This is a genomic window from Psychroserpens ponticola, assembly GCF_023556315.2.
In the GTDB taxonomy this organism is placed as follows: Bacteria; Bacteroidota; Bacteroidia; order Flavobacteriales; family Flavobacteriaceae; genus Psychroserpens; species Psychroserpens ponticola.
Genome location: NZ_CP116221.1, coordinates 2,827,670 through 2,839,685, shown reverse-complemented (window position 1 = coordinate 2,839,685; position 12,016 = coordinate 2,827,670). Strand labels below are relative to the sequence as shown.

The following is a 12,016-nucleotide window of genomic DNA, read 5'->3' as shown; positions in this document are numbered from 1 at the left end:
GGTTTTTGATATGTATTATTTTATAAAATTATTATGGCAGATTTAACACAACACGAGTGGATTTCAAAATTAGCAGCAGATAATAATGCTGTCGTTTTAGACGTTAGAACACCTGAAGAGGTAGCAGAAGGAATTATTCCTAATGCAAAACACATTGATATTTTTAAAGGTCAAGGATTTGTTGATGAAATTCAACAACTTGATAAAATCAAAACGTATTTTGTGTATTGTAAAGCTGGAGGTAGAAGTGGTCAAGCTTGTGCTGTTATGAATCAACTCGGATTTAAAAAAACATACAACCTATTAGGAGGCTTCAATGAGTGGCAAGGTGAAGTCTCTTCAATATAAATCAATCAAAAATGAAAAAAATCAGTATCGTTCTTAGCCTTATTTTTGCGCTATCACTTGCAAACTGTGAAAACGGGACACAATCAGAAATTAAGGTCATTTCTCCCGAAGAAATGCAAACCATTTTAGAATTAGATGATGTACAAATTGTTGACGTTCGCACTCCTGAAGAATATAAAGATGGGTTTATAGATAAATCACAAAATATCGACTTTCATTCACCTACTTTTGATGAAGATATTACAAAATTAGACAAGTCAAAACCTGTTATTTTGTACTGCAAATCAGGTGGTCGAAGTGCTAAATGTTCTAAAAAACTTAAAGAGGCAGGATTTATCAAAATATACGATTTAAATGGTGGAATTACCGAATGGAAATTTAATGGTCATGAATTAAAGACTTTGCAATAATTTCAACTTACATCATTAATTTTAACCGAACTTTTTGTTCGGTTTTTTTATGTCTAAAAATTGATATTTGTTAATCAAGACTTAATACTTACTATTAATCCCTTTGTTTTTTTTAATTTAGCTCTTTTCAATACCTAAATACTACTAATGAAAAATATATTAATTGCGTTTTGTAGTCTTATTTTGTTTTCTACCACTGCTAAAGGACAGGTGTTAGAGCCTGTAAAATGGAAGACTAATGTTGAGAAGATCTCAGATACTGAATATGATTTAATATCTACTGCAACTGTTGATAGTGGCTGGCATTTGTATGCTCAAAATGTGCCAGAAGATGGGCCAATTCCAACAACTTTCAATTATACATTATCGTCAGATTTTGAATTAAATGGTAAAACCTTAGAAGATGTAGGTCACACAGTTGATGATCCTATCTTTCAGATGAAAATTAAGTTTTTTGAAGATAAAGCAGAATTTAGACAACGAATAAAAGTTCTCAATCAAGAATTATCCATTGTTAAAGGAGAGGTTGAATTTATGGTTTGTGATGATTCAAAGTGTTTGCCTCCAGAATATATAGATTTAAATTTTGATTTGACTACCGCTAAAAAGGTTGAAGTTAGTGACTCAGCTCCTAGTCTTTTTCAAGGAGGAACTTCAGAAGACAAATCGCAAATATTAGAACCTGTAAAATGGACGTCATCTGTTGAGAAAATATCAGATTCAGAATTTATTTTAGTTTCGAAAGCAACGATTGATAAAGGCTGGAAGTTATACTCGCAATCAGTTCCTGAAGATGGTCCAATACCAACCGAATTTTTATATGATTTACCTGAAGGTATCGTATTAGTGGGTAAAACTTCAGAAGAAAAAGGGAAAGAAGTTAAAGATAAAGTCTTTAACATGAATATTAAATTTTTTAAATCCTCTGCAGAATTTAGACAACATATAAAATTAGATAATACTGATTATACTACAATAACTGGAGAAGTTGGCTTTATGGCTTGTGATGATGAAAAATGTTTAACACCAAGTTATGTAGACTTAAACTATGATTTGACTAACAGTGTTGAAGCAAAACAAGGAGTGACTTCATCTTCATCTGAAGATAAAGGAGAGTCTAGAGGTCTTTGGTCAATCTTCTTTGTCGCATTTTTATCTGGTTTTGTAGCTTTATTGACACCATGCGTGTTTCCTATGATACCAATGACTGTAAGTTTCTTTATTAAACAGAGTCAGTCAAAAGCGAAAGGGATTAGAAATGCCATTATTTATGGTTTGTCTATCATAATTATCTATGTATTATTAGGAACGCTAATCACTGCTATATTTGGAGCAGATGCCTTAAACGCATTGGCAACTAACGTTTGGTTTAATATTATATTCTTCTTGTTACTGGTTGTTTTTGCAATATCATTTTTAGGTGCTTTTGAAATTGTTTTACCAAATTCTTGGGCTAATAAGGCAGATCGACAGGCAGATAGAGGAGGACTTGTTGGAATCTTTTTTATGGCTTTAGCTCTAGCAATTGTGTCTTTTTCTTGTACAGGACCAATAGTAGGAACTATTTTGGTTGAAGCTGCGTCTAAAGGAGGTGTTGCACCTGTAATTGGTATGTTAGGTTTTTCAACAGCAATTGCTTTGCCATTTGCATTATTTGCTGCTTTTCCTGGTTGGTTAAATTCGTTGCCTAAATCTGGTGGTTGGCTAAATACAGTAAAAGTTGTTTTAGGATTTTTAGAATTAGCTCTTGCTTTCAAATTTTTGTCTCAAGCCGATTTAGTATTGCAACTGCATTTCCTAGAGCGTGAAGTTTTTATAGCTATTTGGATTGCTATTTTTGGTGCCTTGTCTTTATATTTACTTGGTAAGATTCAATTGCCTCATGATTCGCCATTAAAGCATATTTCTGTAGGACGTTTGCTTTTAGGGTTATTGACATTGTCATTTACAGTGTATATGATACCTGGACTTTGGGGAGCGCCTTTAAATTTAATAAGTGCGTTTCCTCCACCTTTAGATTATAGTGAATCGCCTTATGGTGTAGGTAATTCAAAAGGAGGAAGTAGTACAACAAGTCATACCGATTTGCCTGATGGTGCACATTTATTGGCACCACACGATATACTTGCTTTTAATGATTATGATAAGGGTTTAGCCTATGCTAAACAAGTTGGAAAGCCAATTATGATTGATTTTACAGGTTGGGCTTGTGTGAATTGTCGTAAGATGGAACAGAATGTTTGGGTGAAAGAAAAAGTACTTAACAAGCTAAAGAATGATGTGGTACTGATTTCATTATATGTTGATGATAAACGAAAACTATCTGAAGATGATGTTACAGATTCAAAATTAAAACCTGGGAAAAAACTAAGATATATTGGACAGAAATGGAGTGAATTACAAACAATAAGGTACAAAACAAATACACAACCTTTCTATGTTTTAATGGGTCATAACGAAGAAAACCTGATTGATCCAGTCGGTTATACTCCAAACGCAGAAGAATATCATGAATGGTTATCTGACGGCATTAGTAATTTTGAAAACTAATTATTTTTCAAAATAAACCTCTTCAAAAGGCACACGAAAGCGTGAACCATAAATGCCTTTGGCATCTCTAATGCCACAGCCAATAATCATATTGATTTCAGCACCACGAGGTAAATCTAAAATTTGTTTTACTCTTAGAGTGTCACTGCCTTCCATAGGACAAGTGTCATAGCCAATAGCAGCCATACTTATCATGAAATTTTGTGCTGCTAATCCAGCACTTTTATGAGCTACAATTCGCATATCACTTTGTCTGGTTTGCCTGTAAATTGGTCTGAACAAGCCAATAATTTGAAAAATCCAATACTTAATACACCCAAGAATGCCTAAGAAATCTAAATAGATCGTAGGAATTAGTTTCTTGTAATAATCTGTTCCTTGCTTTTTTCTTTTTGCCAATTTAGGATCTAAATTGGGTTTGTCAAACGCTTTATTTAGAAAATTGATATTCGCTTGAGCTCGTTTTTTCCATAAATCTTTTCTTGTGACAACGATTACTAATTGTTGAGCCGTTTTTGCCGCATTTTGGTTAAAACATGCTGTAGCTAATTTCTCTAAAATATCTTTAGATGTTACGTGATAAAATTCCCAAAGTTGTAAATTACTACTCGTAGGCGCTAAAGTTGCATTATATAAACATTGTTTTACTTTTTCAGAATTAATAGGTTCATCTTTGTAAATTCTAGTTGATCGTCTATATGCAATAGCTTCGGATACTGTTTTTTCCATAAATGAAAATTACGCAATTAATTGCTAAAATGAAGTACTTTTAATTGAATCATATTTCAGAAAAAAAATCTGTATTAAAACGTCGAATCTGAATTTTCTTACGTATATAATAGTATCTAATAATATTAAATGAGTTTCAAATTCAAGAAATCCTGGTTCAAATGGTTGCTTAAATTGTCATTAAGTGGAATCATTTTATTTTTACTATTCTGGTGTTCAGTGTATTTTGGGTTTTGGGGAAAGTTGCCTTCTAAAGATGATATTTCAAATATTAAACAAGCTGAAGCTAGCGTATTATTGGATGCTAATCAAGAGTTGTTAGGGAAATATTTCATTTTTGACAGACAAAGTGTACAGTTTAATGACCTTCCTAAGCATCTGGTGAATGCATTGTTAGCTACCGAAGATGTTAGGTTTTATGAACATAATGGGATTGATTATACAAGCTTATTACGTGTGTTTTTTAAAACTATTTTATTGCAAGATAATTCTTCAGGTGGTGGAAGTACCATTAGTCAGCAATTAGCAAAAAATATCTACGGAAGAGAGAATCATGGCTGGTTTACTATGCCAGTTATTAAAACTAAAGAGATGATTCTTGCAATACGTTTTGAGGATTTGTATTCAAAGGAAGATATCATTGCTATGTATTTGAACACAGTCCCATTTAGCGAAAATGTCTTCGGAATAGAAAGTGCTTCACAACGTTTTTTTAGTACGTCAACTAAAGATCTCAATCTATCACAATGCGCAACATTAATAGGAACCTTAAAAGCACCTCATAGTTATAATCCGAGATTATTTCCTGAACGAAGTCAGTTAAGACGTGATGTTGTTTTGCAACAAATGGAAAAATATGGCTACTTAGTAAATGATGTTAGGAAAGAAACAAGCGAGGCATCTTTAGTTGTAGTGTATAGGAAATTTAACCACTCTGAAGGTGCTGCAGCATATTTTAGAGAGAAAGTTAGAGTGGATGTAAAGATGATACTCGATAGTTTATCTCAACAGAATAGTGAAACGTATAATCTGTATAAAGATGGATTGAAAATTCATACCACTTTAGATCTCGATATGCAACGCTATGCTGAAAGTGCAATGCAGCAACATATGGCATCTTTGCAGTCGCAATTAGAAACTTCATATGGAAAGAAAGCGCCTTGGATTTCAAACACTGCTTTGATTGAAAAACGAATTAGGAGTTTACCATTATACAAGCGTTTGAAAAAACAAAAATGGAGCGATAAAGGCATCATAGATTCTTTAAGTACAAAAACAAAAATGAACTTGTTTTCTTGGGAAGGTGAGATCCTAAAAGACGCTTCAGTTATTGATAGTTTGCAACACATGATGAAGTTTTTAAACACGGGTTTTGTTGCTGTGAATCCTAATAATGGAGCTGTAAAAGCATATGTTGGAGGTATTGATTTTGAATGGTTTAAGTTTGATCATGTTTCAGCTTCAAAGCGTCAAATTGGCTCAACATTTAAACCTATTGTGTATACAGCTGCTATAGAAAAAGGAATGGATGCTTGTACGTATTATCCGATAAAAGAAATTACCTATACCAATCAAAAAGACTGGACACCAACTAATGGAGGTAAAGAAGAAGCAGATCGATATCTTAATTATTCATTTGAAAAAGCGTTAAGTGAATCTGTAAATACCATAGCTGTAAAAGTTCTTGAAGATGTTGGTATAGAGGCTGTTCTTGAGCAAGCCAAACGTATGGGAATACAATCAGATTTGCCTAAAGTACCATCTGTGGCTTTAGGAACTGGACAATTATCTATGTTAGAATTGGTAAGCGCATATACTAGTTTTGCTAATGAAGGTCATGTTTCAAAACCCTTTTATATTACCAAAATAGAAGATAAATCTGGGAACATTATTTACGAACAATCAAATCGTTACATAGGCACTGAAGCTTTTTCAGAAGACACAAGGCAAATCATGATTGAAATGATGAAATCTACAATTAATACAGGATCTGCAAAACGCATCAGAAGCACATATGGCTTAAATAATGATTTAGCTGGAAAAACAGGAACCACACAAAACAATAAAGACGGTTGGTTTGTAGGTTTGAGTCCAAATTTAGTCATGGCATCTTGGGTTGGTAATGACGATCATCGCATCGGTTTTAGTAATACGTCTATTGGTCAAGGTGCAAATTCAGCATTACCTATTGTAGCTTTATTTTTAAAGCAGATGAATGCTGATTCAAAATTTAATGCGATTACAAAAGCTAAGTTTGAAATTCCTTCAGAGGACGTTGCAGCAGCTCTAGATTGCGATCCTGAAAAGCGTGATGGATTTTTAAAGCGACTCTTTACTAAGGATAAGAAGGAACGTGAATTTGATTCTGAAGCAAAAGACAAAAAGAAACAAAGGAAAGGGATCTTTTCTTTTTTGAAGAAAAAGAAAAAAGATAATTAATAGAATGATTTTTTTTAATCTGTTTTAGTCATTTATGACGTTATTCTTCTTTTTTAAAAAAGACAAAAATATTAATTCAATTTGAAAGTATTTAATCCCTAATATAGCTTTTGTTGCTAACTTGATTTTGTGTCCAAATGATTTATGCGAATTCTTTAAAATTTTGCTTATAATTTGCATATTTCATAATTATTTATATATTTGGTAAACCAAACTGGTTAACCAATTTGATGAAAGCATTTTTATTCATAATTATTTCAACGTTTCTATTCGTGTTTTATTCTTGTTCTAAGAATGAGAATTCAATTACTAATGGAAAAATTATTGTTGATAAAAATGATGATGACACAGATGAAGAACCAATTGTTTATGCTGAAATTAATTTCTCAAATTGGAAAGTAACATTGCCAGTAGATGAAAATAATAATGGAGGTCCAGATGAATATCAACCTGATTTGTTAATTGATTTTGGATACCAAAACTTGGAATCTGTGAAACCTTATATGTATGATGATGTTTCAGATAGTTCGTTGGTGTTTTATACATTTCCTGATGTTTCAACTACAAATAGTTCATATTCAAGAACAGAATTAAGAGAGCTTATAAATCCTGATAATGCTCGAGAAAATTGGACACTTTTAGAAGGTGGTGAAATGGTTGGTAGGTTGAAAGTCGATTCTATTTCCGAAAATAATGGCTCTAGTGAAAACTATCATAAGGTTATTGTTATGCAAATTCACGGAATTATTTCTGAAGAAGATATGAATCTTCATGGATTTTCATCTAATAATGGACCGCCTCTAATTAAAATTTATTGGAAAGATGGTTTTGTTTGGTGTCACAAAAAATCACTAATTGATGAAAGTACTGATGGTGACGATTTATTAGAAACTTCAAATGAAACTTGGACAGATATTAAAGTGAATTTAGGTTACGTAGGCTTTGAAGCTTTTCACTTTAGAATTACTGCTAGCAATGCAAGAATTGAAGTGCAACTTAACGACGAGGACACTTTTGTTTATGAAGATGTGAGTTTAGATAAATGGCCTTACGAGAATTACTTTAAAGCTGGTAACTATTTAGGATCTACAGATGAAGATGCATTTTCTTATATAAAATATTACAATTTAAATATTACACATTAATTATTAATCTTTAAACACGCTTATTATGAAAACAAAATTACTTTTATTAGCCTTAGTATTTTCAATGGCTTTGTCTTTTGCACAACAGAGTGGAGAAGTCATTGTCACCGAAATTTACAACAGACCCTTAAAGCCAACTCAAGAAGCTCTTGATGCAGCTTTAATAGCTTACCCTGAAAATAGCAATGATAATACTACGCCAAACGAAGGACATACAGAATGGTTTGAAATTTATAATACAACAGCTTCTGCGGTAGATATGACAGGTTGGATTTTAGAAGATATTAACGGTAACCAGACAATTATGGGTGCTTTTAGTATTCCTGCGCATTCTTATGCGAGTTTATCAGGCTTTAAAGTTCCTGATGCACAAGGAGGACATGTTTTTGATTATCAATATGATTATAAAAAGCCTAGCTTCAATAATGAAAGTTCTTATTCTGATGCTGGTGATGATAATTGTCCTGATGGATTAATAATTTATAAAGCAGATGGGACTACAGTAGTAGATGAAGTGCATTATGATTACGGTTATGACAATTGGATAACTAATGGAGAAGCATGTAGTTATGCCAATGGAAACTCAATAACTGCTAGTACTGGATTTCCAGCTCAAGATCAAGGTTCAAGAAAATCGTTTCAATTAGATGCGAATTTTTTAACTGCTACCGATAATGACAATCCATTATATTGGGCATTTTCAACTAATGTTTATGATGACGTTAGTGCTAGTGATCAAATAGGAACTCCAGGTTCTGCAAATGATGCAAATCCAGCATTATCAGTAAATAGCTTTGCAGCTTCTAAATTCAAAGTTTATCCAAATCCTGCAAATGATTTTATTACTGTTGAATCAAATTCTGTAGAGATTACTTCTATTACAGTTTATGATATTTTAGGAAAGAATGTGCTTTCTCAAAATGAATTAACAAATAATCGTTTAGATATTTCTATATTGAATAATGGTGTTTATTTCTTAAAAATAAATGCTAACGGAAATAGTATTACTAAAAAAATTATTATAGAATAATTTGATTTTAGCAACTTCAAAAAGCCTTTTGTAATACTAAAAAGGCTTTTTGTATTTTTAGTAGACACTTAAATAAATCTTATATCATTTCAAATGAAAAAAATAATATATAGTCTTAGTCTTTTAATTTTGTTAATGGCTTGTGGTAATCAAGAAGTCGCAAGTGAAATTAAAGTGTCAAATATTGATGAATTAAATACAGCAATTAAAACCTGTCAAGCTGGAGATAATATTGTTTTATCAAATGGAATATGGAACGATGTTCAAATTAAATTTAGAGGTAAAGGAACTAAAGATAAACCGATCACTTTAAAAGCTGAAACTGAAGGGAAAGTTACTATTGAAGGTCAATCGTATTTGAAATTTGGTGGCGAATATTTAGTAGTTGAAGGCTTACATTTTAAAAACGGATATTCACCTTCAAGTGCTGTAATAGATTTTAAAATAAGCCATAAAGATACACTCGATGAAATCGCTAGTCATTGTAAAATTACCAATTGTGTTATCGAAGATTTCAACAAACCTAAGCGTGATAAAAGTGATTTATGGGTGCAATTTTGGGGAAGACATAATGAGTTAAGTAATTGCTATATCGCTGGGAAAACTAATAGAGGACCAACCGTAAGAGTAAGTATAGAAGGTATTGAGAGTATTAATAATTACCATCAAATTGTAAATAATCATTTTGGACCAAGGCCTGTAAAAGGTGGTCCAAGTGGAGAAACGATTCAGTTAGGAAACAGTTATACGTCTATGTCGCCAAGCCATACGATGGTTTCTAACAACTTATTTGAAGAATGCAACGGTGAAGTTGAAGTGATTTCTAGTAAAACAAACTTCAATGAGTTCAGAAATAATGTGTTTTATAAAAGTGAAGGTTCTTTAGTAACACGTCATGGTAATTATTGTACCATAGACGGAAATTACTTTATTGGTGATGGTGAAAATGAAAATTATGGTGGCATTAGAATCATTAATACAGGGCATTGGGTAACTAATAACTATTTCTATAACCTAAAAGGGAAAAGCTTCAGAAGCCCTTTAGCAGTTATGAATGGGATTCCAAAATCACCTTTAAACCGTTATAATCAAGTTACAGATGTTGTTGTGGCGTATAACACTTATGTAAATTGTAGTTCGCCTTGGCAATTTGGTGTGGGTACAAACATTGCACAAGCTGATGTGTTGCCTAAATCTGAAATCCGTTCAGCAAGAGCAATTAGGACTACAGTTGCTAATAATATTGTTTACAATGAAAAAGGGTTAGAAGCAATTGTTGTCGAAAACGACAAAGCAGATGGTGTTTTATTTAAAAATAATGTTGTGAATAATCAAGGTGTAGCGTTTGAAAATTTCAATAAAGGTATAGTGGAAGCATCTTTAGGTTTGAAGAAAATATCAGATAATATATCGCTTCCAACAGGTGTTTCAAATGAAATAGAAGCCTACAACGGTTACGGTTTTAACGACATTGAAAACGATTTATTTGGGAATTCTAGAAAAGATAATGCAAGTATTGGTGCAGCTTTTAGCGTAGATGTTTCTAATCCAAATATATTAGACAAATCTAAATATGGTACCACTTGGTTTTCTAATGAAATAAAAGACAAAAACCCAGTAACACATAATGCAGCTAATGCGGAAGAATTGCAAACTAAAATTGACGAAGCGAATAATGGAGATATAATTATTATCAATAGAGGAAAACATGTTTTATCAAAATCATTAGTCATTAATAAGAAAATCACCATTAAAACGATAGACAAATCTAAAGTCATACTCTATTTTACAGGAAAAGAAAATACTCCTGCGTTTCAATTACATCCTAAAGGTTTTCTTACACTTGACAATATCTATTTAAAAGGAAATGCTACAAATTATGCGTTTGCAAGTTTAATAGAGAACATGTCTAACCATTTTGGATTAACAGTTTTAAATTCTGAATTAAGTAACTTTAATTATGTTTTAAAAGCTTATAAAGAAACGTTTGCCGAACGGATTACTTTTGAAAATACGATTATTTCAAATTGTGAAAATGGTATAGAGTTATCTGAAGAAACGAACGATAAAGGCGATTATAATACAGAATATTTAACCATAAACAACTGTGATTTTAATAATGTAAAAGCAAATGTTATTGATTATTACAGAGGAGGATATGATGAGTCTACTATTGGAGGAAATCTTTTAGTAACCAATAGTGAGTTTACTAACTGCGGTGCAAAAGAGAAAAATAAAATTCTACTAAACCATAGAGGTATTGTAAATGTAAATATTGCTAATAACACATTTAAAAATAATGCCGTTGAATTTGTTTCCATTTTATGGGGAGCAAAAAATAATATAGAATCTGATAATAGTTTATCAAATTCAGGGCAAATAAAAACAGAAGAAAATTTAGTAATGAAACTGATGTATTAATGAAATATTTAAAGTTACTTTTATATGTTTCAGTTGGACTTGCATTTAACTTCAACCTATTTGCTCAAGACAAGACAATAAAAGTTAAAACTGAAAGAAATTCTGATAACAGCATAGATTTTTTATATGAAAAAAGCCTGCCAGGAAGTTACTATATTATTCTTGAACTCGATAATCTAGAAAATGCGAATAGACCTACTTTTAAAAAAGTGCTTAAGCAATCTTCAGGTCGTTTATTTACTTTAAGACCTTTAAATAAAGACAAAGGAATTAGATTCACTTATAAGTATAAATATACAATGGGTGAGCCAAATCCTGAAGTCGATAGCTTATTTCAATATGTGCTTCCTTTTAAAACAGGTTCAAAAGTTGGTGCAATAGTGAACAAAGACTTCTATGGCGAAAAATTTCTAGAAAGTGACAAAAACACAAGTTGGTATTCTTTAAAATTTTATAGTAAAACCTCAGACACTGTCTTATGTATGAGAAGAGGAACGATTATTAAAGTTAGAGATGAATTTGATAATAATAGTACTAAAGGTAAACGAGTCACAACAAAATCTAATTCCATCACAATAGAACATTTAGATGGCACAATAGCTAGTTATTTTGGGTTTTTAAAGGATGGTATTTTTGTTAATCTTGGCCAAGAAGTTTATCCTCATACTAAATTAGGCGCGATTAGTAATAATTATGATAACATGTATTCTTTTATATTTCGACAGTTTTATATTTCAGATAATGAGACGATATATAATGAACATAGAAAATTAAAAGATGCCGAAAAAGGTAAAAAATTTATAATGCCCTATTTTAAGACTTCAAATGGTTCCGTACAATTAGAGAATAAGAAAATATATACTTCTGAATTTAATGAAGAGATATTTTATAAAGAATTTTCTAAGAGAGAAAAGAAAAAGTATTTGAAAAGGTTAAAGAATTAA

9 protein-coding genes are annotated in these 12,016 nt (G+C 31.6%); 8 read left to right on the top strand and 1 reads right to left on the bottom strand.

Annotated elements, in window-relative coordinates; all coding sequences use genetic code 11:
* Window positions 1-33: 33 nt before the first annotated feature.
* From MUN68_RS12620 to MUN68_RS12610, 3 genes are all read left to right on the top strand, one after another.
* On the top strand, window positions 34-348 hold the full coding sequence (locus tag MUN68_RS12620; protein ID WP_249995900.1) for a rhodanese-like domain-containing protein: 315 nt from the start codon (window positions 34-36) through the stop codon (window positions 346-348).
* Window positions 349-359: 11 nt separating this feature from the next.
* Window positions 360-758, top strand: coding sequence for a rhodanese-like domain-containing protein (locus MUN68_RS12615; protein ID WP_249995899.1), 399 nt, complete (start codon window positions 360-362; stop codon window positions 756-758).
* Between the two features lie 147 nt (window positions 759-905).
* Entirely contained in the window at window positions 906-3,308 is a 2,403-nt protein-coding gene (locus MUN68_RS12610; protein WP_249995898.1) for a protein-disulfide reductase DsbD family protein, read from the top strand.
* Here MUN68_RS12610 and MUN68_RS12605 read toward each other — a convergent pair whose 3' ends face one another.
* Window positions 3,309-4,037 (bottom strand): nitroreductase family protein, encoded by a 729-nt coding sequence (locus tag MUN68_RS12605; RefSeq protein ID WP_249995897.1) that lies wholly within the window; start codon window positions 4,035-4,037, stop codon window positions 3,309-3,311. It lies immediately after the preceding gene.
* 129 nt (window positions 4,038-4,166) lie between these two features.
* Between MUN68_RS12605 and MUN68_RS12600 the strand changes: the two genes are divergently transcribed.
* The 5 genes from MUN68_RS12600 to MUN68_RS12580 all read left to right on the top strand — a co-directional run bounded on the left by MUN68_RS12600 (window position 4,167) and on the right by MUN68_RS12580 (window position 12,016).
* Window positions 4,167-6,476 carry a transglycosylase domain-containing protein gene (locus tag MUN68_RS12600; RefSeq protein ID WP_249995896.1) on the top strand — a complete coding sequence of 770 codons (2,310 nt, stop codon included), beginning with the start codon at window positions 4,167-4,169 and terminating at the stop codon, window positions 6,474-6,476.
* A gap of 230 nt (window positions 6,477-6,706) precedes the next feature.
* Window positions 6,707-7,621: a polysaccharide lyase family 7 protein gene (locus MUN68_RS12595; RefSeq protein ID WP_249995895.1), complete on the top strand. Its 915-nt coding sequence runs from the start codon at window positions 6,707-6,709 to the stop codon at window positions 7,619-7,621.
* Between the two features lie 25 nt (window positions 7,622-7,646).
* Window positions 7,647-8,651 carry a T9SS type A sorting domain-containing protein gene (locus tag MUN68_RS12590; RefSeq protein WP_249995894.1) on the top strand — a complete coding sequence of 335 codons (1,005 nt, stop codon included), beginning with the start codon at window positions 7,647-7,649 and terminating at the stop codon, window positions 8,649-8,651.
* A gap of 93 nt (window positions 8,652-8,744) precedes the next feature.
* Window positions 8,745-11,072 carry a chondroitinase-B domain-containing protein gene (locus MUN68_RS12585; RefSeq protein ID WP_249995892.1) on the top strand — a complete coding sequence of 776 codons (2,328 nt, stop codon included), beginning with the start codon at window positions 8,745-8,747 and terminating at the stop codon, window positions 11,070-11,072.
* Window positions 11,072-12,016 carry a hypothetical protein gene (locus tag MUN68_RS12580; RefSeq protein ID WP_249995891.1) on the top strand — a complete coding sequence of 315 codons (945 nt, stop codon included), beginning with the start codon at window positions 11,072-11,074 and terminating at the stop codon, window positions 12,014-12,016. Before MUN68_RS12585 ends, MUN68_RS12580 begins: the two co-directional genes overlap by 1 nt.